This is a genomic window from Alteribacter populi (genome assembly GCF_002352765.1).
Lineage (GTDB): Bacteria > Bacillota > Bacilli > Bacillales > Salisediminibacteriaceae > Alteribacter > Alteribacter populi.
On the sequence record NZ_KZ293963.1, the window covers coordinates 1,050,618 to 1,076,069 of the forward strand.

Consider the following 25,452-nt stretch of genomic DNA (forward strand, 5'->3'; position numbering starts at 1 on the left):
TTCTACCATAAAGACTTTATAATTTGGAATGAACGATAAGGCTTTCTTTTTAAAGTTTGTTGCTTTTTATTGATGAGTCCGAGGAGCGAAAAGCGGCAACTCCAGTGGAATTGAACGGTAATCTTATCTTATCAAAAAGCAACAATCATAAAGATGGGTGGTCAAATTTATGAACCGTGTTAAAATAAAGAAATAAGACGATGGAATAGGAAAGGATGACACAATGAATTTAGATCAGAAGACCGAAGAAAACATTAACTTTATGCTAGATGAAATTAAAGATAAGTTACAAATCGTTAATGCTAGCGCGATTAAAGCGAAAGACTTTGATCTCAATAAATATGATGATTTGCAGGACATCCACGCTCACGTGATGAAAAAGGACAACTTTAGCGTGAATGAAATGGATGCAATTGTATCCGAGCTTGGTCAAATGAGAAAATAATAAGCCAGACAAAACGCCCTTTCAAAAGCGAGGGGCGTTTTTTTATTTTTTGCACCTGGAGCTAGACACAGAAACGTAGACTTTTATACTTTAACTCTTAAAAAAATTATTCACACTCTTAAGACTGGTAAACGAAAAAGCCGACCCTATTTGAGCCGACTTCGATTGTTTCTACTTATTTTCTTTCGTAAGTTTCTCTAATGCTTTTTGTGCCGCATGCTGTTCGGCTTCTTTTTTTGAGCGGCCAGTGCCATTACCTAATTTTTCTTCTTCCAGCCATACTTCACTTACAAATTCACGACAATGGGCAGGACCCCGTTCTTGAACAATCCGATATTGCACTTGTCCATGGTCTTCTCTCTGGATGTATTCTTGAAGCTGGCTTTTAAAATCCATCATGTGTGAGAAGGCGCCTTCTTTCACTTTTGGATAGACATTCGCTTCTAAAAATTGATAAACCGCTTCTAAACCCTGATCTAAATATAGTGCGCCTACAAAGGATTCAAACACATCCGCTAAAAGAGCTGAGCGAGTTCTGCCTCCCGTCATTTCTTCTCCTTTACCGAGGAGAACATACTCCCCAAACGAAAGCTCTCCTGCGAACTTTGCTAGAGAAGGCTCACAAACGATAGCAGCTCTGAGTTTGGTCATCTCTCCTTCGCTCATTGCGTCAAAGGTCTTATATAAGAATTGTGAGATGGCCAATTCCAAAACTGCATCGCCAAGAAATTCAAGTCGCTCGTTGTCATCGTAAGGACGAATACGATGTTCGTTTACATATGATGAATGAGTAAATGCTTGGATGAATAAGTCCTCGTTATTAAAGTCAAAGCCTAACGAGCGTAGAAATTCCTTGTATTTCGTCTTTTGTGCTTTTGTTATTTGTATTTTCTTTTGTTGTCGTTTTAATCCTTTTCTACGGACCTTTCGTGACGACTGTTGCATGAGAACCCCCATCATTTCTAAGTGCATGTTGGAATTTGTCTTCCTACCATTTCAATTTACGAAAGCCCAAGCTCTTAATAAGTAAGAAGGCTCAGGCTTTCAAAGTTTATGCACTATTGTTGATTATCTATGTAATTAATAACATCACCAACAGTAGCGATTTTTTCAGCATCTTCATCGGAAATTTCCAAGTCGAATTCGTCTTCAAGTTCCATAACGAGTTCAACAACATCCAAGGAGTCTGCACCTAAGTCTTCTTTAAACGTAGCCTCAGGCTTTACTTCTGATTCGTCTACTCCTAGACGCTCAGAAACGATTTTGGCGATTCGATCAATTGTAGCTGCCATATGTTTCACCTCCTCTCAGTTATTATAGGATAATCCGGTTAAAAAAACTAGCACAGATTACATTACCATGCCACCATCGACATGAAGTGTCTGACCAGTCATATAGGAAGCAGCATCACTTGCTAGAAAGTTTACCACTCCAGCGACTTGAGAAGCAGAACCTAATTTACCTAATGGGATCTGTTGCAGCATCGTTTCTTTCATTTCCGCCGATAGAGCATCTGTCATATCGGTTTCAATAAATCCTGGAGCTACAGCGTTTACGTTAATGTTACGGTTTGCCAGCTCACGTGCCAGTGATTTTGTTAATCCAATAACCCCAGCTTTGCTTGCTACATAATTTGCTTGACCGGCATTCCCGAGCACACCAACGACAGAGGAAATATTAATTATTCTGCCATAACGCTGCTTCATCATTTGACGAGTAACCGCTTTAGAGCAATTGAACACTCCTTTTAAGTTCGTGTCAATGACAGCATCAAAATCTTCCTCTTTCATTCTCATAACAAGCCCGTCCTTTGTAATACCTGCGTTATTCACGAGGATTTCCAAGGAACCGAATTCAGCTAATACGACTTTCACCATATCCTGGACATCTTTTCCATCTGCAACATTTGCCTGAACAGTGATGGCTTTAACACCATAAGATTCACATTCTCTTGCGACATCAAGAGCTCGCTGTTCATTTCCAGCGTAGTTGATCGCTACGTTCGCTCCGTTTTTAGCTAAATGGATAGCAATTTCCCTACCGATGCCACGTGACGCCCCCGTTACGAGTGCGGATTGTCCTTCAAATAACATTTAGTTATCCTCCTTTAATTTCACCAACGCTTGATCTAATGTCTCTTCATCAAAAACCGGGAGTACCTTCGCACGACGATGAACTTTTTTTACGAGTCCACTCAAGACTTTCCCCGGACCTACTTCGATGAATGTATCAACACCTTTTTCTACGAGCGTTTTAATCGTGTCTTCCCATAGAACCGGAGAGTAAATTTGCTCATAAAGAAGTGTTTGAATGTCTGCTTTATCATAAACAGGTTTTGCTGTTACATTCGCAACGACATTCATGTTCGGTTCTCTAACAGATAAGTTATGTAGCGTTTCCTGCATTTTTTCTGCTGCAGGTTTCATTAAGCTCGAATGAAACGGTCCACTGACGTTTAGTGGCAGCACACGTTTAGCACCTGCTTCCTTTAACTGTTCGGATGCAGCCTTCACACCTTCTGCAGAGCCTGAAATAACAATTTGACCTGGGCAGTTATAGTTTGCCGGTTCCACGACACCTGTTGAATGGGAAATGTCTTTTGTTAAACGATCCAGCTCCTCTCTTTGAATCCCGAGGACAGCAGCCATTGTCCCTTGCCCTTGTGGTACCGCTTCTTCCATCAATTGTCCGCGCTTTCTAACTGCGACGCAAGCTTCCTTAAAACGTAGTGCTTCAGCTGCTACTAATGCCGAATATTCTCCAAGACTGTGTCCAGCTGCAAAGTGTGCTTCCACTCCTTGTGCTTTTAACACTTGCCAAATGGCGGTGCTTGCTGTTAATAGAGCAGGCTGTGTATTTTCGGTCCGTTTTAATTCTTCTTCTGTTCCTTCAAATATGAGATTCGCTAATGAAAAATTCAAAGCCTCATCTGCTTGTTTAAATACATCCATTGCTTCTGGATATTTATCAGCCAACTGTTTTCCCATTCCGATTTGCTGGGAACCTTGTCCTGGAAATAGAAGAGCAACTTTACTCATGATAATTCCACTCCTATCTATTTGATTTCTGACGTAATAAGATCAACAACTTTTTCTTCGTGCATCGTTTTTGCCTGGCGAATAGCACTGAAAATCCCCTGAGAATCTGAAGATCCATGTGCTTTAATAACAGGAGAACGAAGACCAAACAAGCCAGCCCCACCATATTCAGCGTAATCCAGCTTTTGCTTTATTTGTTTAAAGGATGGTTTAAGTACTCCGGCTGCCAGCTTATTTTTAAATGAAGAGGTGAGTTCGTCTTTTAACAAAGAAAACATCGAAAGTGCGGTTCCTTCGATCGATTTTAAAACGAGATTCCCTGAAAAACCATCACAAACGACAACATCAGCAGCGCCATTTAAAAGGTCTCTTGCTTCTACATTTCCAACAAAATCAACGGGAAGATCTTGATCTTGGAGCTGCTGGTAAACTTGCTTCGTCAAATCATTTCCTTTCCCAGCTTCCGTTCCCACGTTTAAAAGCCCGACGCGAGGAGTAGAAATGTTGCGGACTTTTTGCATATAAATGCTCCCCATTACCGCATATTGTACAAGGTGAGTGGGTTTAGCATCCATGTTTGCTCCGACATCTAATAATAAGAAGCCCTCTCCTCCCAAGGTTGGAAGCATCGGAGACAAAGCCGGGCGTTCAATCCCTTTAATCCGCCCGACCACTAACAAGCCAGCTGTCATGTAAGCCCCTGTATTCCCTGCAGAAATACAAGCATCCGCATTTCCATTCTTCACTTCTTGAACTGCTCTTACCATCGAAGAGTTTTTCTTTCTTCTAACTGCACGGACGGGAGAGTCGTCACTTGAAATAACTTCGTCTGTATGTATAACCGTTAGACGATTCATTCCTTTTGAATATTGCTTGATTTGGTCCTCATTACCAAACAATACAATTTCTAAATCTTGATATTGGGTTAAGGCTTTCTCAGCACCTTCCACGACTGCTTGAGGTGCATGATCTCCACCCATCGCATCAATGGCAAGTTTCATAATTTCAACCTTCTTTCTCTACATGGTCTTGCCTGAACATTGCAAATTCACCTGTGAATACAAGCTCTTGCTCCACATAGCTGTTGACTTTGACATAGGTGCGGTCATTTTGTATGTCAGACACCGAGGCTTTCGCAATGACTCTTTCTCCTATTTTCACCTGCCGTTTAAAAGAGACATTTGCTTTTGCCGTTAATGCCAGTTCATCGTCAATGATCGCGACCGCTAATGAGTTCGCCTGGGCAAACAAATGATGACCTCTGGCAATACCGGTCCTTGAAAAAACATGCTCTTCAGCAATATCGAGTATCGAGATGGCATGCTTGTCTAATTCCAAGTCGACCATTTCGCCAATGACTTCTTCAAGCTGCAGTGCTTTTACCGTATCATATTGCTTCTTGGCCACGTGCTTAATGCGTTCTCGCACTTCAGGAATGTTCATCTCTAATCGATCAAGCCGTATCGTTTGAACGCTCACTTGGAAAAAACCGGCGAGCGCTTCATCCGTAATAAACGGATTGTCGTCGATTTTTTCTTTAAGCTGAGGCTGACGTTGTTTTTTTGATAGCTTCACTACGAATCACTTCCACGCTTCTATGACTAGGTACTAATAGTAGTATATAATTGCAGCCTTTATATTTCAATCAAAAATCATCTTCTCTTGTTAATCAAGTCGTCCCAGGCTTAGAATGCCCTGTTTTTCAAGCCATCCCCGCAAATGAAAATAATCCTGAGACTTCCAAAAAGCTTCTGATTGAACGAGCTTAGCTGCGTCTTGTCTGGCAATTTCTAAAACACGGTAATCTTGAACGAGGTCTGCGACTTTAAATTCAGGTAAACCGCTTTGTTTGCGCCCAAAAAAGTCTCCTGGCCCCCTTAGTTCCAAGTCTCGTTCTGACAGTTCAAAGCCGTCATTCGTCTCGGTCATAATTTTCATCCGCTCTTTTCCCGTGTCTGATTTAGGGTCGGCTAGTAAGATGCAATAGGATTGCTCACTGCCTCGTCCGACGCGTCCACGTAATTGGTGGAGTTGGGATAGCCCGAAACGCTCGGCGTCATAAATAATCATAACCGTAGCGTTCGGAACGTTAACCCCTACTTCAACAACAGTTGTAGACACAAGAGCTTGAATGTCATTATCTGCAAATTGACCCATTACTTCTTCTTTTTCATCTGGAGTAAGCCTGCCATGCATTAGACCGACATTTACATCAGGAAGGCCTTGACTAAGCTGAGCATGGACATCAATCGCATTTTGAACATCCAGCTTGTCGGATTCTTCAATGAGTGGACAAATAACATAAGCCTGCCTTCCTTGTTTGAGCTCTTTTTGCATAAATGTAAGCACTCGTTCGAACATCGCAGGTTTTGCCCAGTACGTTTCAATAGGCTTTCGTCCTTTTGGCATCTCGTCAATCACCGAAACGTCCATATCGCCAAATGCAGATATGGCGAGCGTCCTTGGAATTGGCGTGGCTGTCATAAATAAAACGTCTGGGTGCAGTCCTTTTTTCCGTAAAATTCTTCTTTGCTCGACTCCGAATCGGTGCTGTTCATCGGTAATGACGAGGCCCAAATTTTGAAAATCTACACCTTCTTGAATAAGGGCGTGCGTCCCGACAAGAATATCAATGTCTCCAGCTTCGAGTTGGGCTAATATTTCCCTGCGCTCTTTAATCTTTGCACCGCCTGAAAGTAGACGAACATTTACGTTATATGGAGCGAGCAAGTCAATCAGTGACTCTAGATGCTGTTCTGCTAAAATTTCAGTAGGAACCATAAGTGCCCCCTGAAACCCGGCTTTAACAACAGCAAATAATGCGACAGCTGCGATCACCGTTTTCCCCGAACCAACATCTCCTTGCAGTAAGCGATTCATACGGTAATTAGACGTAATATCTACTAAAATTTCGTCTTTTACTCGTCTTTGAGCTCCTGTTAACGGAAATGGGAGGGACTCAATGAATGCTTCCACTTCATGCACTGGGATTTTTTTCGTTTCTCCTTTTTGCTGGTCTCTCTCCTGTTTACGATACGTCTGCATTTTTAGTTGAAACAATAGAAGCTCTTCGTAGATCATTCGCCTTTTTGCTTGTTTTAAATCATTTGGCGAGTTAGGAAAGTGGAGCTGATGTATCGCTTCTTTTCGCGGCATTAATCTATAGGATTGTATGAGTTGTTCAGGTAAGATCTCTTCAAGTTCATTTCCATATGTACCCATCGCTTCATGAATAAATTTCCGCAATGTTGCTATTTTCAAATCACCTTTCACAGAGTAAACGGGTTCTAATCCTTGTTCATTCGTCTGTTTTTTCGGCTTCATCATTGCCGGAGATATACTCGCTCGATGCTGATCCCACTTTCCGTTAATAACAATTTCTTGTCCTAGTGAAAGCTGCTTTTTTAAATAAGGCTGATTGAAAAAAACCGCTTGAATAAGAAGACCGTCCACGAGTACGCGAACGGTTAGCCGTGATTTCTTTTTTCCATAAAACCGAACGGATGGCTCACTTTGTACTTGCCCCCGAACGGTTACTCTTTCTTCATGATTCACTTCTCCTAACCGTCGTACCGCGTAATCCTCGTGACGGAACGGGTAATATTCAAGCAAGTCACGAACAGTAAAAATATGTAGAGTAGAGAGCATCTCTTGTGTATGCTCTCCGATTCCTTTCACGTGAGAAACTGGAAGTTCTAACGTTTGGCTCACTATGAACGCGACGATTTACCGAATATTTCCTGCTGCAAACGTCGACCGGTCGGTGTCGCCGCTAGCCCCCCTTCTGCTGTTTCTCTTAAGGCTGACGGCATGGTTTCGCCAATACGATACATAGCATCAATCACTTCATCAGTAGGGATGCGGCTTTCTATGCCAGCCATTGATAAATCAGCCGCGACAATGGCATTGGAAGCACCGAAGGCATTACGTTTTACACATGGCACTTCAACGAGTCCTGCAACAGGATCGCATACAAGACCAAGCATGTTCTTTAAGGCAATTGCCATTGCTTGTGCTGATTGCTTTGGGGTACCGCCTGCCATTTCGACAACGGCAGCAGCTGCCATTCCGGTAGCCGAACCTACTTCAGCTTGGCACCCGCCTGCTGCTCCTGATATCGATGCGTTATTGGCGACGACATAGCCAAATGCTCCACTCGTAAATAAAAAGCGAACCATGTCTTCGCGCGTGGGGTTGAGCTTCTCGTTTACCGAAAATAACACACCTGGAACGACGCCAGCGGATCCTGCCGTTGGTGTTGCACAAATCGTTCCCATAGCAGCATTGACTTCATTTGTCGCCATCGCTTTACTAACGCCATCAAGTAGTAACGTGCCTGAAAGGGTATCATTTTTTTGCATATATTCATGTAATTTTTTTCCGTCTCCACCTGTTAAACCGGAAACGGACTCTACTTCTTCTTCTATTCCTCGTTTTACCGCCTGTTCCATCACCGTTAAGTTGCGATCCATTTGCTCGATGATTTCATCGCGTGTACGGTTATGGATCTCCATTTCTTGCTCAATCATCACTTCTGAAATGGGGATGTTTCTTTCTTCTGTGATTTTAATTAGCTCTTCTACGTTACGAAACATCTGCGTCCCTCCATTACACCTTTAGTCGTGGATTTTCGTTACTTTATCAATCGATGATAAGGCACCGATTTCCGATAACAATTCCTCGTTTACATTTTGATCGACTTCAATGACCATTAATGCCTCTTCGCCTTTGTCTTTACGGGAAACTTCCATGTGACCGATATTGATCTCATGCTGAGCAAGAACAGCTGATACTGATGCAATCGCTCCGTACCGGTCATTATGAACGACAAGTATGGCAGGGTGATTCCCGCTCAGCCGGAGCTTAAAGCCGTTTAATTCTTTTACTTCTACTTTCCCGCCTCCTATGGAAACGCCAACTAAATCCATCGTTTCGTTTCCTTTACCGAGTTTTATTTTAACGGTATTCGGGTGATCCAGGTCATCATCTTCTTCGATAAACTGAATCTTTATATTTTTCCCTTCTGCCATCTTAATTGATTCAGGAATTCGTTCGTCAAACGTATCAAATCCTAATAGCCCACCTACAAGAGCAACGTCTGTACCGTGGCCTTGATAGGTTTTTGCAAAAGAACCATACAAATGAATATTTGCCCATTCTGGTTCTTGTTGAAATAATTGCCGAGCAACGAGACCAATCCGCGCTGCACCTGCAGTATGTGAACTAGAAGGTCCTACCATAACGGGACCGATAATATCAAAGACACTGCGAAACTTCATGTGCCTCTCCTCCTCCATTTGCTTTAACAAGCCAGCCAGTGCTAGTAATTAAGCATTCGTGTAACACGTCTTTATAATTCTATGGTAACAAATGATCAATGAAAGGGCTATCAAAAAGATAAATGCAATAATTTTTACACCTCTAAGTGCAAACTTCACAAAAACAACTGCAGAAAAAAATCCTCCCCATTACGTTTTGGGCAGGATTTTTACACTATTATTGCGCGTTCAAAAAGGAGCCGAGTATAAACAAGCCAACGAGCTCCTGCGTTCGCCACAGGACATGGCCGACAGCTATTTTTAGCGGGCGTTATGAACATCCTCTATTATTCTTTAAGATCGAGTAATCGTTACTGAAATCGTCCCCGGACCTACGTGAGCGCCAATTACAGGACCAATAGAGGTAGTGACAGAAGAAGTTACGTTTAAACGATCTTTCGCTTGATTTAAAAAGGCTTCTGCTTCCCCTTGCGCCTCTGCGTGCGAAATTCCTAGATGAACAGAATCTGAACCGTACCTTCCTTCGAATTCCTTTAGAATACGTGCCACAGCTTTTTTCTGTCCTCTTGCTTTTTCAAAGGGATATACTTCGCCATCAGAATTTAAGGATAAGATCGGTTTAATTTTTAGTAAAGAACCGAGAACCGCTGAGGCTTTACCAATACGTCCATTTCTTTCTAGATACTCAAGAGTATCAACCATAAAAAAGACCGTTGTGTCAGTTAACAATTTATCTAATCGTTTCAGGCAAGCTTCTTTATCTGCCCCTTCTTTGGCAAACCGGGCAACCTCTGTAACAATAATACCAATCGCATAAGAAGCTCGCTTTGAATCGACGACAGTAACATCTACTTCCCCTTCAAGCTCTTGAGCCGCGATATTTGCTGATTGGTACGTCCCGCTTAATTTAGATGAGAGGTGAATTGAAAGAATCGGCGAATCTCCCTCAGACTCCGCTAAATGTCGATACTGCTCCTCAAACTGGTGCGGGGTTGGCTGTGAGGTGCTCGGCATCAAGTCTGACTCGTGTAGCTTGTGATAGAATTCCTTTGGTGTTAAGTCAACTCCATCTTCGTACATTTCCTCACCGAAATGAACTTTAAGTGGCACAACCGTAATGCCAAGCTCCTCAACTAATGCTGCCGGAATATCAGCTGTTGAATCTGTTACTATTTTAACGTTCCCCACGATAACAACCCCTTTGCAAAATAGTTCGTTTTATTCAACGGAAATAATATAGGAATACAATGGCTGTTTTCCGTCGTGAACCTCTACTTCAACATCACCAAAGTTGTTTTCCAAATACTCTACAAGTTCATCTGTTTCTGATTCATTGCGATCTTCCCCGCGAATAATCGTAACAATTTCTGAATCACGGTCTGTCATTTTATCAAGAAGTTCTTTTGCAACACCTTGAACAGAAGGCCCGGTCGACACAATTTCCTTGCCTTCAATTCCCATGAAGTCACCTTTTTTAATAGCGACACCATTTAAGCTCGTATCACGTACAGCATATGTGACTTCTCCTGTTTTCACTTCTCCAATGGCTTCAACCATACCTTCTTTGTTTTCATCAAGGCCAGCCATAGGGTTAAAAGCAAGTAATGCAGCAAGACCTTGGGGAACAGATTTAGATGGAACAACAACGACTTCTTCTTCTACAACTGAGTTTGCTTGCTCAGCTGCCATGACAATATTTGAGTTGTTTGGCAATAAGATCACTTTTTCCGCATTCGCTTCGCCAATCGCTTTTACGAAATCTTCAGTAGAAGGGTTCATTGTTTGTCCGCCTTGAATAATGCCAGTCGCACCAAGTCCTTCGAATAAAGCAGCAATCCCATCACCCATCGCTACAGTAATAATCGCATATTCTTTCTTTCCTTCTTTGACAGGAACATTATGTACAGACTCATCAAGCTGTTCTTTCATGTCATTTTCAAGCAGGGTTGTATGCTGTTCTCGCATATTTTCAATTTTCACATGCGATAATGCGCCGTATTTTTGTGCCTCAGAAATGACATGGCCTGGGTATTCTGCATGGATGTGAATTTTTAACAAATCTTCATCAGAAACGACGAGTAATGAATCACCATACTCGCTTAACTTGCTGCGGAAATCGTCTTCAGCATATGGATTTTCTTTTGTTTTTTCATCTTCAAATTTAATCATAACTTCAGTACAATAACCGAATTCGATATCTTCTGTTGCCATATGGCTTTGAGCTGAATGATGTTCGACCTTTACGAGCTCGTCCATTGAAGGCGTTTGCTGAATGGAACTTGCAACCTTTTCACCTTTTAAGACAGCTAGGAACCCTTCATAAATCGTAACAAGACCTTGCCCCCCAGAGTCTACTACACCCACTTCCTTTAAGACAGGCAGTAAATCTGGTGTACGTTTTAACGAAGCTTTTGCTTCAGTCAAAACTTCTTGCATTAACAAAATGATATCATCATTGTCTTTTGCAACTTCTACACTTTTACGGGCAGCGTCCTTTGCCACCGTCAGGATCGTACCTTCAACTGGTTTCATGACAGCCTTATACGCCATGTCAACACCAAATTCGAAAGCTGCACTCAAATCAGCTGCAGTGATCGCTTTTTTTCCTTCAACTGACTTGGAGAACCCACGGAATAATTGAGATAAAATCACTCCGGAGTTCCCTCTTGCTCCCATTAATAATCCTTTTGCAAAAGATCCAGCTACTTGACCGACATGCTCTGTTGCATTATGTTTTATCTCTTTTACACCTGAAGTAATGGTAAGGTTCATATTTGTTCCTGTGTCTCCATCAGGAACAGGAAAGACGTTCAAGGCGTCAATCGCTATAGAGTTATCCGATAAATTGTTTGCTCCTTCAATGAGCATATGAGCAAACTTTTCACCTTCGATCTTCTTGATAGTCACTAATTGCTCCTCCTAACCGATAACTATGGATTTGTCACCCGTACACCTTGTACGAATATATTGACCGAATCAATAATCAACCCAAGCATTTGCTCCAATTGATACTTAACTTTAGATTGAACATTATGTGCCACTTCTGAAATTTTCGTTCCGTAGCTGACAATGATGTACATATCAATATGAATTTCGTCATTTTCCTCTTCTCTTATAACGACACCGCGGCTTAAGTTTTCTTTTCCCAAAAGGTCTGTAATGCCGTCTTTCAATTGTTTTTGAGAAGCCATGCCAACAATACCGTAGCAGTCGATAGCTGCTCCACCTGCGATCACGGAAACAACTTCTCTCGATACGTCAATTTTTCCATAGTTCGTTTTCATTTCAATAGTCATGCCAAAAGCCTCCTTTTGGTTTTGCCTCATTGGCTATCGTCATTTTACTATAATCTTCCCTATTTTGAAAGAAAACCTTGCATCCATTGACCTACTTTTAGTACGTATTTAATAATAAAGACAATAAAGCTTGCAAATATCGAGCGACACAACTTTTATGAGTCGTTCCTCTGTTTATACGAGCTCTCTTTGATGGTGTGTCAAGAATTTTCCCTTGATAAACTATTCACTGCCTCTTGAAATATACATACGGCTATGCTAAGATTTACAAGTATTTATATAGGCTGTTTCGTAAAATGTGTTGCTTCTTGAGCGTTTTATCACTCTACGTGTGACATGGTAAGCATCCACTTGCCTTACGCCCAACAATCTTTTATAAAAGAGCCAATTAAAAAGCGTGCTCAAAATGGACAGCGTGCTTCTGAAATTTTTGAGCAGCTATTAAAATGAAAATGTACGTTATGTGCAATGCTTTATTTCTAAGAAGGAGGGATAGTCATGGCACGAAAATGTGTAGTAACAGGTCGCGGACCTAGTTCCGGTAACAAACGCTCTCACGCCCTGAACGCAAACAAGCGTCGCTGGGGAGCTAATGTCCAAAAAGTACGCATCTTAGTTGATGGAAAACCAAAACGTGTTTACGTATCTGCTAGAGCGTTAAAGTCAGGAAAAGTTGAACGCGTTTAATATAAGCTAAATGAATAGAATGATGCTTTCAACAGTAAAATGCAAAAACGGCGCAGAATATGCGCCGTTTTTTGTATGTTCATTATTCATACAGATTCCAAACGATGTGGTTAACTTAAAAATGGTTGTGCCTTAGTGTGTTTAAAAGGAGGACAAAAAGAGCCGAGAAGGTCGAAGTGCGGCCGGCTACACCGACACGAAATGTAACTTCACCTAGGTTTACTTCAAGCTGCGACGAGTAACCGAAGTGACACAGGAACATCTTCCTGTGCATCTCGACAGCTATTTCTCCCGGTCTTTTTGAACATCCGCTATTAGAGTACTAGCTTTTCTTAAATGTCCCCAGCATCGCCCGGATGACTCCACCTAAAAACCTGGGCAATTTGATCGTATAAAATTTCATTTTTCCCCCTCCTTGAGTGAGCTCCCGCCTAAAGAAACCAGCACCTTCTAAAAAATAAATGTAAAATAACGCGCTTCGTTATTACAAGTATATTCATTAGAGCAAAAATAGTACCTATTTTATTGGTCCATACTTTCAAAAAATAACAGCAGCCCTGTAGTAAAGGAAACTTTTCCTGACTTTTGCACCAGTCGGTTACTTACGCTTAAACTCGTGCCTTGCCAGAGAGTATCATTGTGGAGTTCATATTTAAAGCCTTCAATCGTTATCTCTTCGACTTTGGGGGTGAATGGAATAAACGAATAGTAAGATAACGGTGACCCGGTGACTGTATAGCTCCCAGGTTCACGTAACTGAACCCGGTTAAAACAATCCACCATAGTAATTGGCACTTTCTGTTTAATACCCTTAAGCAACAGCTGGACATTGGCAAAAAGATGGTCAAGCCTTCCTCCTGTAGCCCCATAAAGATAGATATGTCGGGGGTCTTGATTTAATACCCAATTAAGGGCCAATTCCATATCAGTTTCGTCTTTTTCCTCAGGATAAACAGAAAGGGAGATACTTTGCTCGTTGATCCAATCTAACTCCGTTTCAGTCAATGAATCAAAATCCCCGAAAGCCTGGTGAGGAATAATATGGTGTTGAACAAGGTCATATACGCCCCTATCGACACCAATCCATAGTGCATCAGGGTGTTCCTGTTTTATTTTTTCTAACGATGGAAGGAGAGAGCGAGGCCCTCCTGCTAAAATAATATAATCCATAAGATCTTCCTAACCTTCAGCATGGATAATACGTTTATTTGCATTCGTGAGCAAGATCATCACGATTAAACATACGATAAACGAAGGCAGGATATACGTAATGTTGTATACGAACGAATAAAGGTATGCATTTGCTTCGTCTGGTGCAAACACATCGATCCAAATTACGCCTGATGCAAAATGAGCCGCAAAACGAAGTAACGTCCCTAAGAAAACGCCCAGCACAATCATGCTGATGCGATGTTTAACAGAGCGCTCTTTCGAAACAAAAAATAATCCGGCAAACCCGACAACAAAAAAGGCTAACGGGTAATCGAGGATTGCTTGGGCTGGATGAACAATGTATGCGCCAAAGCTTAAATTTAGTAGCCCTACAATTAAACCCGTTGCAAGCCCTGCCTTTAACCCTCTTCTAAATGCCATGATAAAAATCGGCAGCATCATTAAAGAAATCGAGCCCCCTTGCAGCCACGCAAACCCGAAACTAACAAAATCCAATAGAAATCCAATGGCTCCCATTATTGCTATTTCAGCCATGACAACAACTTTTGTATCTTTCTTCATTTTATATCCTCCCCTTTTAAGGTGCTATTACAATAAGCTTTGTTTCATTTTGACAAAAAGCACCATACGATTAACTAATAGCAACAATCTTTTATAAAAGAGCCAAACAATAAAGCAGCTGCAAGGATATGCAGCTGCTTTAAGTCTTAGGAAAGCAAACCGCCACATCCCTACGCAAGTCTAAACTCACAGGTTCAAAGGGTCGAAGCGCCCAGCTTCCTCTCAGTCTTTCTAAAGACTCCCCTGGTGGCTATTTAAAGTTTAAAATACAATAAAGTATGCTAATTATTACGTTAGCCTCTGATATCTTCAATCGCTTTTTTACGGTCTTGTTTATTGTAAATTGCAGAACCGGCAACGAGAACATTCGCTCCTGCTTCAACACATAGGCGTGCTGTCTTTTCATTTACACCACCGTCAACTTGAATATCGACATCTTCATTGCCAGCTTGGACACACATCTCTTTGACTTGGGTGATTTTCGGAAGAACTTCCTCGATAAAAGATTGTCCTCCGAAACCAGGGTTTACCGTCATAAGCAAGATCAAATCGACATCTTTTACAATGTGGCGAATACTCTCGACTGGTGTCGCTGGATTTAGAACGACACCAGCCTTGACTCCCTCACTTTTAATTAAGTGAATCGTCCGGTGGAGGTGAGGACACGCTTCCACATGAACAGAAAGAATATCGGCACCACTCTTCGCAAAAGCAGGAATATACTGATCGGGATTTTCAATCATAAGATGGACATCCAAAGGTAGCTTCGTTACCGGGCGAATAGCATCAACAAGAAGCGGACCTATCGTAATATTCGGGACGAAATGACCGTCCATCACATCTACATGGATATAATCCGCTCCTCCCTTTTCTACATCTTCCACTTCTTCACCTAGTCGCGCAAAATCTGCTGATAGGATGGATGGCGCAATTTTTGTCATACTGCTAGTACCTCCGCTTTTGGTTTTTTATTTCTTCTACGAATTGAACGTAATGCTTATATCTTGTAGTGGAGATTTCTCCTACTTCTAAACTATCTTTTACCGCGCATTTAGGCTCGTTAATATGTGTACAACCTCTAAATTTACAATCGTTTATTCGCTCCCGCATTTCCGGAAAACAATGGCTGATATTTTCAACTGATATTCCGTCAAAGTCTAACGAACTAAAGCCGGGCGTATCAGCTACATAGCCGTCTTCAACAGGAATCAGTTCCACATGTCGCGTCGTATGTTTTCCTCGCCCTAAGCTTTTGGAGATCGTATTCGTCTCCAAATCAAGCTCAGGCTTTAATGCATTTAATAACGATGATTTTCCTACGCCCGACTGCCCAGCAAAGACAGAAACTTTTTCTCTTAAATAAGGTCTGAGCAATTCAATGGTTTCATCTACATAAATCGATGTACTTATCACAGTGTAGCCGAGTTTTCGATAGAGCGCTTCAGCCTCACCCATAGAAACCTCCATTTGTTCATTGAGTAGATCAACCTTTGACAGACAAATGATAGGCTCTATGTCGTTAGCTTCAACATGAACAAGAAATTTATCAAGTAACAACGGACTAAAATCTGGCTCCTGCGTGGAGAAAACAAGTACTGCTTGCTCAACATTTGCGATCGGGGGACGAATCAATTCATTTTCTCTCGCAAAAACTTCGAGTACATAGCCATCTGTAGGGTTGGCAGCATCGAACCCAACCCAGTCCCCAACTAAAGGGGTAATTTTTTTCTTTCTGAAGTTTCCTCTGCCTCGACATTGAAAGATGCCTTCTTCATTTTCAACGTAATAAAAGCCACTCAATGCTTTAATAATTCGCCCTTCCGCCATGCAAGCCTCCTTGATTGTGTAGTTTATTCATCCGTTTCATACTGCTTTACTTCGTCATAGGTATATTCAAACGGACTCTCTGCGTGCTCTTCATCATTGTGATATAAAATGATGTATCCTTTGTCTTCTTGTTCGTCCAGCTGCATAGGAATGTTAAAAACTTCGGTTTCAGTAATTTCTGTATCCACGACCGTTTCCTGTTCTTCCGTTGTCGAATCAATGACAGCAATAAGAACACCGTGCCCTTCATTTCCGGATTCTTCAGGCACAGTTACACGAAACGGGACTTCTGCGAATGTAGGTTCTATTTCTTCTTCATTATTCTCATCAGATTCTGGTTCAGGTTCAGGTCCTTTTGAAAAAACGACAGTGACTTCTGTTTGCTCATCAATTTCACTTCCCCATTCAGGGTTCTGAGAGATGACCTTTCCTTCTTCAATCGATGGATGAAAATCTTCTTCATACGCAGCTGATATCATCTGATGCTCAGAAATATATTCGCTCACCTCATCACGAGTCCCTCCCATTAAATTGGCCATTGTCATAACGGGTTTCTCACTCACAGTGAGCTTAACAACCGTATCTTTGGGAATCACCTGATCTTCAGGTGCTGGGGATTGCTCTAGGACCGTTTCATCATCTTCATCCGCATTTTCCTCTGTACTAATTTCTACCTCTTTAAAATCCTCTAATTCATTTTCTATCGCACTAAGAGAACGTCCAGTAAAGTCGCTCATAGAAACCGGCTCTGCTCCTTCACTTACTCTTAGTGTCACCTGTGTTTCGACTTTCACAGTTCTGCCGGCAGCTGGTGTATGACCAATTACTGTACCTTCTTCAGCTTCTTCATCATAATCGAGTTCTCTTTCTACACGCAAATTCATATCGATAAGTTCTTGAAGTGCTTCCTCATAACTCTTTCCAACGAGATCATCAGGAATCGTTACTTCGTCTACGTGAAGCCACTGTGGCAGCCACGTAAATGCTATAGCCGTAGCTCCAAATAAGAGCAACAAGAGCAGTACAGCAGTTGTCAGCCATTTTTTCCAGCCTTTTTTCTTTTTATTTCCCTGAGGTGGTGTCGCAGATTGAGATTGATTTGCATTACTTTGTGTAGGGGTGCCTACTACCATCGTTTCTTCTTCATTGGTTTTATCCGTTGAGTCATGTCCCACAATCGGAATCGCCTTTGTTTGATCGTGGTCAATAGCATCCCGTAAATCCAGCTTTTCCTCATCTGCTCTTAACGGGCTTAACACTGTATCTAAATCTTCTCCCATACTAAATGCTGTAGAATACCGATTAAATGAATCTTTAGCTGTCGCTTTCATGATGACATTTTCTACGCTTTGGGGAATATCTGGATACTTTTGCCGAATTGAAGGCAATGGTGTCTGTAAATGTTTAATCGCTACAGAAACAGCTGTATCCCCGCTAAAAGGCACTTCACCTGCCAGCATTTCATACATGACAATTCCTAACGAATAAATATCTGATTTGTAGGTTACATGTCCCCCTCTCGCCTGCTCAGGAGATAAATAGTGGACTGAACCTAGGATTGAATTCGTGTGCGTAATCGTCGCTTCACTAATTGCCCTTGCTATCCCAAAATCAGTTACTTTCGCAGTTCCATCATGTCCAATTAAAATGTTATGAGGCTTAATATCACGATGAATAATCTGGTTATCATGAGCGTGTGCAATAGCAGACGTTAAATGAGCCGTAATGCCTACAGCTTCATCTACCTCGAGACTACCTTTTTGCTGGATATATTCTTTTAATGTTGGACCTTCGATGTATTCCATCACTAGGTAGTATAGACGATCCTCTTCGCCTACATCATAAATATTCACGACATTCGGATGGGATAAACTAGTGGCTGCTTGTGCTTCTCTTCTAAACCGGCGGATAAAATCTTCGTCTTGAGAAAATTGCTCTTTTAACACCTTCACTGCAACATCTCGGTTTAAGATCATGTCATGTGCCAAATAGACATCGGCCATGCCGCCCCCACCAACAGACTTTATTATTTTATACCGATCATTAATTCTTTTTCCTATCATGATTGTTCCCCGCCCTCATTTTCTGTTTCCAGACGGACAATCGCAATCGTCACGTTATCCTCTCCGCCGCGGTCATTGGCTATTTGAATAAGCGAATCTACTGTTTCTGTTAAACCTCTACCTTCTAAGAGTTCTTTCTCAATTTCTTTATTGGACACTTTATCAGTTAGGCCGTCAGTACATAAAAGTAAATAAGAACCCTCGTCCCAATCTATCGTTTCCAAATCAATTTTCACTTCGGCTTCTGTGCCTAATGCTCTAAGCACCACATTTCTTCGCGGATGATTCATCGCCTCATCTTCACTGATTTGTCCTGAACGAACCAACTCCCCAACGAGGGAATGATCGCCAGTCAACTGTCTAAAACCTTGGGCACTGCTTAGATAGACTCTTGAGTCACCTACATGAGCAATTGTGATAAAATCATGCGTACACAAAGCTGCAACAATCGTCGTTCCCATTCCTTGACAGTCTGTATGGTGCTGGGCATGGTCATACAATTCACCGTTAATTCGTTGTACACTTTCTGATAACCATTGTTCTGCTTCTTTTGGTGTTTCAAAATTATCGGTATCTAACCATTTTTTTAATAATGACTCTTTTGTCATCTGGCTCGCTACATCACCAGCTTGATGTCCCCCCATACCATCAGCAACTAGCACGAGCACCTGACCATGTGAATTGACTGCAAATGCCCCATCGTCTTCATTATGAGCTCTGGTTTGACCTACATCTGTTTTAAAAACAGCATCCATTCATTAACCCCTCGTTTCTTCATCCCACTCCTTCGCTATTAGCTGTTCCTATGCAGCTTAATCACATAGTCTTGGTCACGCGGAGTGCGGGTGTACTCTCTATTACAATATTCACCATCCATGTTCAAAGAGAAGGACAATGAAGCCTTCGAAGATCATCCATTTATAGTGGTCAACGTGTAGTCATTCGATAAAAAATGCCTTAATTCCTTCTGCCTCTTATGTTTTTTTAATGGCAGCAATAAAAAAACCGTCAGTCTCCCTGTCATCCGGAAATACTTGCAATGTTCCGCGTTCTGATTCAAGTCGTTTCATCTTTTCCGGCAGCCGTTCTTGCATTGTTTCATCTAGTATTGCCCGTCGTTCATTTGTTAAAAACGTATCGACAACATGGTCGTTTTCTTCCTTATCAATGGTACATGTGCTATAGACGAGAATGCCGCCAGGTTTTAACAACGGCCAAACACCTTTTAAGATATCCCCTTGGATCTCAGCTAACCTTGTAACATCGTTTTCACTCTTTGTCCATTTCAGGTCAGGTTTTCTTTTTATGACACCTAAACCCGAACATGGAGCATCCACTAATATCCGGTCAAAAGACTCTTTAGCAAAATATTCGCTCGCTTTTCTAGCATCTATTTCATTTGCATTCACATTATGTAACTGAAGGCGCTTGGCTTGATCTTCAATGAGCGATACTTTGTGTTTATGAATATCAAGAGAATGAACAGCTCCTGTACCGGTCAGCTTTTCAGCAATGTGTGTCGTTTTTCCACCTGGGGCTGCACATGCATCAAGTACAGTGTCATGACATTGAGGATCTAGTGCATAGGCCACAAGCATAGAACTTTCATCTTGAATCGTTAAATTACCTGCCGCAAAGGCTTTTGTTTTGGAAATCACACCTTTATTTACGACAATCGCTTCTGGAATCCATTCACTTTGCTCGGCTTCGAGTCCTTCTTCTCGTAAAGATGAAAGAACCTCTGCAACCGTCGTCCGGTGTATATTCACACGAGCAGTTTGTTTTGGGTGAGTTAAATTAGCTGTACATATAGCTTCTGCTTTTTTTTCTCCGTATTGGTTGGCCCACCTTTTCACTAGCCATTCTGGGTGACTCGTTTTCACCGCAATTCGTTCAATCGGATCTTTAAGTGTGTTAAAAGACGGTAACCCCTCTCGTTGTAACGAACGCAGGACACCGTTAACCATACCCGAAATTCCTTTATGTCCACGCTTTTTAGCGATTTGTACTGCTTCATAAAACGCAGCTCGTTCGGGAACACGATCTAAATAGACCGTCTGATAAACCGTCAGCCGAAGTAAAATCCGAACCCAATCGTCAAGCTTATTCAAGGGTTTCTTTACAAACGGGCTCAAATAAAAGTCCAGCGTCTTTTGATGCTGGATTGTGCCATATACGATTTCTGTAAATAAACCAGTATCTTTCGGGTTTAGTTTTTGCTTATTAATGGTGTCATTCAGTAAAAGGTGACTATAGGCTTGATTTTTTTCTACTTTCAAAAGGACTTCCAAAGCTGCTTCCCGTACATTTCCTTTACTCATCATCAAGACCTACCTTCGCACCTACTTGAAGTTTATTTCCTGCTCCACGATAAAAGGTTGCAGCATCCATGCGCTTTTTACCTGCAGGCTGCAAATCAACAATTTTAACCGCTTTGTTATCCCCTGTAATGACTGTAAGCCCTGTTTCATCAAATGCTGTGATCATACCTGGCTTCCCCGAATAAGGTCCAGTTACTTTCTCAGCCTGCCATACTTTCAAGCGTTTCCCATCAATGGTCGTATACGCGACTGGCCAAGGGTGCAGTCCACGTATCTGGTTATAGACAGCTTTCGCGGGCATTGTCCAGTCAATCCGTTCTTTTTCCTTCGTAATGTTTGGAGCATATGTAACATAATCTTCGTCTTGTGGGAAAGCTTCAATTCGACCATTTTCAAGAAGAGGGAGGGTTTCCTTTAAAAGTTCTGAACCGAGCTGGCTTAGCTTATCGTGCATCGTACCGGTTGTATCTTCATCGCCAATCGAGATGGCTCTTTGAGAAAGGACGTCACCTGCATCAAGTGCTTCTACCATATACATAATCGAAATTCCCGATTCTTTTTCACCGTCAATGACCGCCTGGTGAATCGGTGCACCGCCACGATATTTCGGAAGTAAGGACGCATGAACATTGACACACCCAAGTGGTGGGACATCCAATAAGCCCTTCGGTAATATTTGACCAAAAGCAGCCGTTACGATTACATCAGGCTCTAAATCTGCAATTTTTCTCCACTCGTCTTCCACTCGAATCTTCTCGGGCTGCAATACGGGTAAGTCATGTTTTAGAGCTTCTACTTTAACTGGAGGGGGGGTGAGTTCCCGCTTCCTGCCTTTAGGACGGTCTGGCTGCGTAACAACAGCGGCAACTTCGTATCCTTCCTCTAAAAGCATACGGAGGACTGGCACTGAAAAATCAGGCGTCCCCATAAAGACTAGTTTCATATTCGTCTCTCCTTTATTTATAAGAGATTGTTTTAGTTTTATTAAAAACAGCGTTAGCTCGCATGTTTTAAAGTCTCAAGGGTGCTTTTCCTTTAAAACGAGCGACGTGAAGGGGGCTGTTCGCTCTAGACATTTTCCCTGCTTTCATTCTCCTATATATGAACACGCGCGATAACAGTTTACATTAACATGTAGGGATTTGTATCGATTATTATATTCAAGTCTGTACGTGTCATTTCAGTTTGGTACGTTTTTAAGATTTCTTGTAATACATGGGTAAGCTTCGGTTCATTTTTGTATTTTATCATGCATTGATAGCGATATCTATCTTTGATTCTAGGGATAGCAGACGTCGTAGGTCCATGAACAACGGTTTCCTCTGAAAGACTTTCCCTTAAAAAACGCGCAATTTTTTCTGTGTTGGAAACGACTTTCGTTAATTCCGTAGCACTTACATTTACTAGCGCGACAAAATAGTATGGAGGATACTCACTTTGTTTTCTGAAATACATTTCCCTTTGGAAGAAAGAGTGGAAATCGTGTTCTTTTACAAGCTGGATACTAAAGTGATCTGGCGTATAACTTTGTACGACCACCTCTCCTGGCTTCTCATGCCTTCCAGCTCTTCCACTTACTTGCGTTAACAGCTGAAATGTTTTTTCTGACGAACGGAAATCCGGTATATGAAGCATCGTATCTGCTGCTAGGACACCAACCAACGTAATATTTGGAAAGTCAAGTCCTTTAGCAATCATTTGCGTACCTAGCAAAATATCGCCCTCCCCTTTTTCAAAGGCCGATAGCAGCTTTTCGTGAGCCCCTTTCCTTCTCGTCGTATCGACATCCATCCGAATGACCTTTGCTTCGGGTAAGAGCTTAACGAGCTCTTCTTCAACACGCTGTGTCCCTGAGCCGAAAAATCGGATATGCTCACTTTCACATTCCGGGCACCGATTCGGCTTCGTTTCCTGATAGCCGCAATAATGACATTGGCACGTTTGGTTTGAACGGTGATACGTTAACGATATATCGCAATGAGGACATTGCGATACATACCCACAGTCTCGACACATTATAAAAGTGGAATACCCTCTGCGGTTTAGAAATAACACGATCTGTTCGTTTTTCTCCAATCGTTCTTTCATCGCTTCAGTCAATGCTGTAGAGAACATACTTCGATTACCACTTCGTAGTTCGTTTCGCATATCAACAATTTCTACCGTTGGCAGTGTTACATCATTCACCCGACGGTCCATCGTAATCAATCGGTAAACCTTTTTTTTTGCTCTGGCAAAACTCTCGAGTGACGGCGTGGCACTTCCAAGAACTACAGGGCATTGATACGTCTTTCCCCGTTCGATTGCCACATCTCTCGCATGATAACGTGGCGTTTCTTCCTGCTTATAGCTTGCTTCATGCTCCTCATCAATGATAATCATGCCTAAGTTTTCAAAAGGAGCAAAAATGGCCGAGCGTGCACCTACTGCTACTGTAACTTCTTTATCACGGATTTTTCGCCATTCATCATATTTTTCTCCTTTGGATAATGCACTGTGGAGAACCGCAACATCAGACCCGAATCGTTCTTTAAACCGTGTGACCATTTGCGGTGTTAATGAAATTTCAGGAACGAGGACGATCGCTTCCTTCCCTTGCTTAAGTGCATAGTCAATCGCTTGGAGATATACCTCAGTTTTACCGCTCCCGGTAATTCCATGAACCAAAAAGGTTTCATGAATCCCTTTTTCAAGTGTTTCCACTAGGTCATGTAAGGCTAGTGCTTGCTGCTCCATCAAAGGTAGCGGCTCTGAAGAGGCAAATTCCCGATCAACGTAAGGATCGCGGTACTGCTCGACTTCATTTTGTTCAATCCAGCCTTTTTTAATGAGCGCCTTTACAGATTCCCTGGACACGTCCAACAATTCTAACACCCTCGGGAGGGCAACTGGTTGTTTTATATCGACGAGGTGCCGAAGAACCTCCCCTTGCTTTGGTGCACGCCGTTCCACCTGGTCTGCTTTCTTGAGCAGGTCTTCCCCCGATAATAGGGGGCTGATCACATTGGTTTTCTTCCTTGTTTCCTTCGACTTTACGACGGGTTCAATGACGAGAAGCCCACTTTTTACTTCTTTTTGAACATCAACAATTAGCTGTTCCGACTGTTTCATTAGTTGTTCCCACCACACTACCTTGCTTTCCTTAAAGAAAGGCTGGAGGTGTTCCGGAAGCAACTCCAAATTTTTTTCATCTTTAAGTTCAATTTTTTTGTGGTAAGAAGCCCGCATCGCTGCAGGAAGCATCGATTTAAGTGCGGTGATTTGTAGACAGAGTGTTTTTTCAGACAACCAGCTCGCTAAAGAAAGCAACTCACCGGTGAGAGCAGGTTTAATATCAACGAGGTCTTCAATTGCTTTAAGCTTCTGGCTGTCGTGTTCAGTATGTGTTTTTACGTGAACGACAAACCCTTGTACCTTCCGAGGACCGAATGGAATAATAACACGCATACCTGGTTCGATTTGACTTTCAAATACAGAAGGTACTAGATAATCAAATGCCCGGTTCGTTTGACTAGCTGCCACATCCACTACGACGCTTGCAATCATTGTATTCCTCTTTGTTCAAGAAGAATTGCTGCTTCACTCAATAATCGTTTCGCTACGTCACTCTTAGATAGCATCGGTAGCTTTTCAGGAGAGTGGCCTTTTTTAATAAACGTCACGACATTCGTATCTCCTTGAAACCCAGAGCCTGGATCTACAATGGAATTCGCAACGACAAGGTCCAAGTTTTTTGAATGCAGTTTTTTCTCAGCATAGGCTTCTACATTTTCTGACTCAGCTGCAAAGCCAATTAACACTTGGTTTTCTTTGCGCTTCCCTAACTCCTTTAATACGTCCTTCGTTCGTTCCATCTCTATACTCATCGGTTCACTTGATTTTTTCACCTTTTCGTCGAACACTTCTTGAGGCCGGTAGTCCGCGACAGCAGCTGATTTGACAACGAGCTCTGTGTCAGCGAAGCGTGCTGTCACTTCTTGAAACATCTCTTCTGCGCTCGTAACCGGAACAAATGTAACACCAGGAGGAACTGGGAGAGACACCGGCCCTGAGACAAGCGTTACTTGAGCCCCCCTCTTCGCCGCCTCCTCTGCTACAGCATAGCCCATCTTGCCAGAAGATCGGTTGGATAAAAAGCGAACCGGATCAATCGTTTCCTGAGTCGGGCCTGCAGTAATAAGGACTTTCCGCCCATGCCATTCAGGATAATCCTTTCTCGCAAAAAAAGCATCCACTTCCTTTTGGATCACTTCAGGTTCTTCCATTCTGCCTTTACCTTCATAACCACACGCTAAAAATCCTTCACCAGGCTCAATAAACGTGTAGCCAAACGTTTTTAACGTTTCCATGTTTTTTTGTACTGCAGGGTGAGCATACATATGTACATTCATAGCAGGCGCAATCATAATAGGGGCAGTCGTTGCAAGCAGCGTCGTTGTCACCATATCATCTGCAATTCCATTGGCTACTTTCCCTAAAACGTTTGCCGTTGCAGGAGCAATAACGACGACATCGGCCCAGTCTGCAATGTCAATATGGGCAATTTTAGAAGGATCTTTTTCATTAAAAGTATTGATATATACCGGATTTCTAGATAATGCCTGAAAAGTTAATGGCGTGACAAACTCCGCGGCCGATTCTGTCATCACTACTTTCACCTCATAGCCGCTTTGTGATAATTTACTCGTTAAGGCTGCTGCTTTAAAAACAGCAATACCACCTGTTACACATAAAAGAATTCGTTTCTTTGCACTCACAGTAG

The 25,452-nt window shown here is 42.2% G+C and carries 25 protein-coding genes and 1 riboswitch; of the genes, 2 read left to right on the forward strand and 23 right to left on the reverse strand.

The features are described from left to right. Positions 1-223 precede the first annotated feature (223 nt). Entirely contained in the window at positions 224-445 is a 222-nt protein-coding gene (locus tag CDZ94_RS05135) for a DUF1128 domain-containing protein (RefSeq protein ID WP_096435440.1), read from the forward strand. 171 nt (positions 446-616) lie between these two features. Here CDZ94_RS05135 and rnc read toward each other — a convergent pair whose 3' ends face one another. The 12 genes from rnc to CDZ94_RS05195 form a co-directional block, all read right to left on the reverse strand. Then, positions 617-1,390, reverse strand: a complete 774-nt coding sequence (gene rnc, locus CDZ94_RS05140; RefSeq protein ID WP_096440598.1) for a ribonuclease III — start codon at positions 1,388-1,390, stop codon at positions 617-619. A gap of 113 nt (positions 1,391-1,503) precedes the next feature. After that, positions 1,504-1,737, reverse strand: a complete 234-nt coding sequence (acpP, locus tag CDZ94_RS05145) for an acyl carrier protein (protein ID WP_096435441.1) — start codon at positions 1,735-1,737, stop codon at positions 1,504-1,506. Between the two features lie 57 nt (positions 1,738-1,794). Next, positions 1,795-2,538, reverse strand: coding sequence for a 3-oxoacyl-[acyl-carrier-protein] reductase (fabG, locus tag CDZ94_RS05150; protein WP_096435442.1), 744 nt, complete (start codon positions 2,536-2,538; stop codon positions 1,795-1,797). Further along, positions 2,539-3,483 carry an ACP S-malonyltransferase gene (fabD, locus tag CDZ94_RS05155; protein ID WP_096435443.1) on the reverse strand — a complete coding sequence of 315 codons (945 nt, stop codon included), beginning with the start codon at positions 3,481-3,483 and terminating at the stop codon, positions 2,539-2,541. It lies immediately after the preceding gene. A gap of 17 nt (positions 3,484-3,500) precedes the next feature. Continuing rightward, positions 3,501-4,484, reverse strand: a complete 984-nt coding sequence (gene plsX, locus CDZ94_RS05160; RefSeq protein WP_096435444.1) for a phosphate acyltransferase PlsX — start codon at positions 4,482-4,484, stop codon at positions 3,501-3,503. A 4-nt stretch (positions 4,485-4,488) separates the two neighbouring features. Next, on the reverse strand, positions 4,489-5,058 hold the full coding sequence (fapR, locus tag CDZ94_RS05165) for a transcription factor FapR (protein WP_096435445.1): 570 nt from the start codon (positions 5,056-5,058) through the stop codon (positions 4,489-4,491). 90 nt (positions 5,059-5,148) lie between these two features. Next, positions 5,149-7,194: an ATP-dependent DNA helicase RecG gene (gene recG / locus CDZ94_RS05170; RefSeq protein WP_096435446.1), complete on the reverse strand. Its 2,046-nt coding sequence runs from the start codon at positions 7,192-7,194 to the stop codon at positions 5,149-5,151. Then, entirely contained in the window at positions 7,194-8,078 is an 885-nt protein-coding gene (gene sdaAA, locus CDZ94_RS05175) for an L-serine ammonia-lyase, iron-sulfur-dependent, subunit alpha (RefSeq protein ID WP_096435447.1), read from the reverse strand. Before sdaAA ends, recG begins: the two co-directional genes overlap by 1 nt. A gap of 21 nt (positions 8,079-8,099) precedes the next feature. Beyond that, positions 8,100-8,762, reverse strand: a complete 663-nt coding sequence (sdaAB, locus tag CDZ94_RS05180; protein ID WP_096435448.1) for an L-serine ammonia-lyase, iron-sulfur-dependent subunit beta — start codon at positions 8,760-8,762, stop codon at positions 8,100-8,102. A gap of 333 nt (positions 8,763-9,095) precedes the next feature. Beyond that, entirely contained in the window at positions 9,096-9,950 is an 855-nt protein-coding gene (locus tag CDZ94_RS05185) for a DegV family protein (protein WP_096435449.1), read from the reverse strand. A gap of 30 nt (positions 9,951-9,980) precedes the next feature. Next, positions 9,981-11,669 (reverse strand): DAK2 domain-containing protein, encoded by a 1,689-nt coding sequence (locus tag CDZ94_RS05190; protein ID WP_096435450.1) that lies wholly within the window; start codon positions 11,667-11,669, stop codon positions 9,981-9,983. A 23-nt stretch (positions 11,670-11,692) separates the two neighbouring features. Further along, entirely contained in the window at positions 11,693-12,058 is a 366-nt protein-coding gene (locus CDZ94_RS05195) for an Asp23/Gls24 family envelope stress response protein (protein WP_096435451.1), read from the reverse strand. A gap of 498 nt (positions 12,059-12,556) precedes the next feature. Here CDZ94_RS05195 and rpmB point away from each other — a divergent pair, with 498 nt between their 5' ends. Beyond that, positions 12,557-12,745: a 50S ribosomal protein L28 gene (gene rpmB, locus CDZ94_RS05200; RefSeq protein ID WP_096435452.1), complete on the forward strand. Its 189-nt coding sequence runs from the start codon at positions 12,557-12,559 to the stop codon at positions 12,743-12,745. 322 nt (positions 12,746-13,067) lie between these two features. Here the strand turns inward: rpmB and spoVM are convergent, their stop codons facing one another. The 11 genes from spoVM to coaBC all read right to left on the reverse strand — a co-directional run bounded on the left by spoVM (position 13,068) and on the right by coaBC (position 25,447). Beyond that, on the reverse strand, positions 13,068-13,148 hold the full coding sequence (gene spoVM / locus CDZ94_RS05205; protein ID WP_096435453.1) for a stage V sporulation protein SpoVM: 81 nt from the start codon (positions 13,146-13,148) through the stop codon (positions 13,068-13,070). Positions 13,149-13,267: 119 nt separating this feature from the next. Next, complete coding sequence (locus CDZ94_RS05210; protein ID WP_096435454.1) at positions 13,268-13,915, reverse strand: thiamine diphosphokinase; 648 nt, start codon at positions 13,913-13,915, stop codon at positions 13,268-13,270. A 9-nt stretch (positions 13,916-13,924) separates the two neighbouring features. Next, the gene (thiT, locus tag CDZ94_RS05215; RefSeq protein ID WP_096435455.1) at positions 13,925-14,479 is read right to left on the reverse strand and encodes an energy-coupled thiamine transporter ThiT; all 555 of its coding nucleotides are present in this window, start codon (positions 14,477-14,479) and stop codon (positions 13,925-13,927) included. A 150-nt stretch (positions 14,480-14,629) separates the two neighbouring features. Beyond that, positions 14,630-14,734: riboswitch (TPP riboswitch) on the reverse strand. 38 nt (positions 14,735-14,772) lie between these two features. Beyond that, positions 14,773-15,420, reverse strand: a complete 648-nt coding sequence (rpe, locus tag CDZ94_RS05220) for a ribulose-phosphate 3-epimerase (RefSeq protein WP_096435456.1) — start codon at positions 15,418-15,420, stop codon at positions 14,773-14,775. A gap of 4 nt (positions 15,421-15,424) precedes the next feature. Then, positions 15,425-16,306, reverse strand: a complete 882-nt coding sequence (gene rsgA / locus CDZ94_RS05225) for a ribosome small subunit-dependent GTPase A (protein ID WP_096435457.1) — start codon at positions 16,304-16,306, stop codon at positions 15,425-15,427. A gap of 23 nt (positions 16,307-16,329) precedes the next feature. Then, the gene (pknB, locus tag CDZ94_RS05230; protein ID WP_096435458.1) at positions 16,330-18,369 is read right to left on the reverse strand and encodes a Stk1 family PASTA domain-containing Ser/Thr kinase; all 2,040 of its coding nucleotides are present in this window, start codon (positions 18,367-18,369) and stop codon (positions 16,330-16,332) included. Further along, a complete protein-coding gene (locus CDZ94_RS05235; protein WP_096435459.1) occupies positions 18,366-19,124 on the reverse strand; it encodes a Stp1/IreP family PP2C-type Ser/Thr phosphatase in 759 nt (252 codons plus the stop codon). Before CDZ94_RS05235 ends, pknB begins: the two co-directional genes overlap by 4 nt. 219 nt (positions 19,125-19,343) lie before the next feature. Then, positions 19,344-20,690, reverse strand: a complete 1,347-nt coding sequence (gene rsmB / locus CDZ94_RS05240) for a 16S rRNA (cytosine(967)-C(5))-methyltransferase RsmB (RefSeq protein ID WP_096440599.1) — start codon at positions 20,688-20,690, stop codon at positions 19,344-19,346. Next, the gene (gene fmt / locus CDZ94_RS05245; protein WP_096435460.1) at positions 20,683-21,633 is read right to left on the reverse strand and encodes a methionyl-tRNA formyltransferase; all 951 of its coding nucleotides are present in this window, start codon (positions 21,631-21,633) and stop codon (positions 20,683-20,685) included. Before fmt ends, rsmB begins: the two co-directional genes overlap by 8 nt. A gap of 179 nt (positions 21,634-21,812) precedes the next feature. Beyond that, positions 21,813-24,236 (reverse strand): primosomal protein N', encoded by a 2,424-nt coding sequence (gene priA, locus CDZ94_RS05250; protein ID WP_096435461.1) that lies wholly within the window; start codon positions 24,234-24,236, stop codon positions 21,813-21,815. Then, complete coding sequence (gene coaBC, locus CDZ94_RS05255) at positions 24,233-25,447, reverse strand: bifunctional phosphopantothenoylcysteine decarboxylase/phosphopantothenate--cysteine ligase CoaBC (RefSeq protein WP_096435462.1); 1,215 nt, start codon at positions 25,445-25,447, stop codon at positions 24,233-24,235. The genes priA and coaBC overlap by 4 nt, the downstream gene beginning before the upstream one ends. Positions 25,448-25,452: the final 5 nt, after the last annotated feature.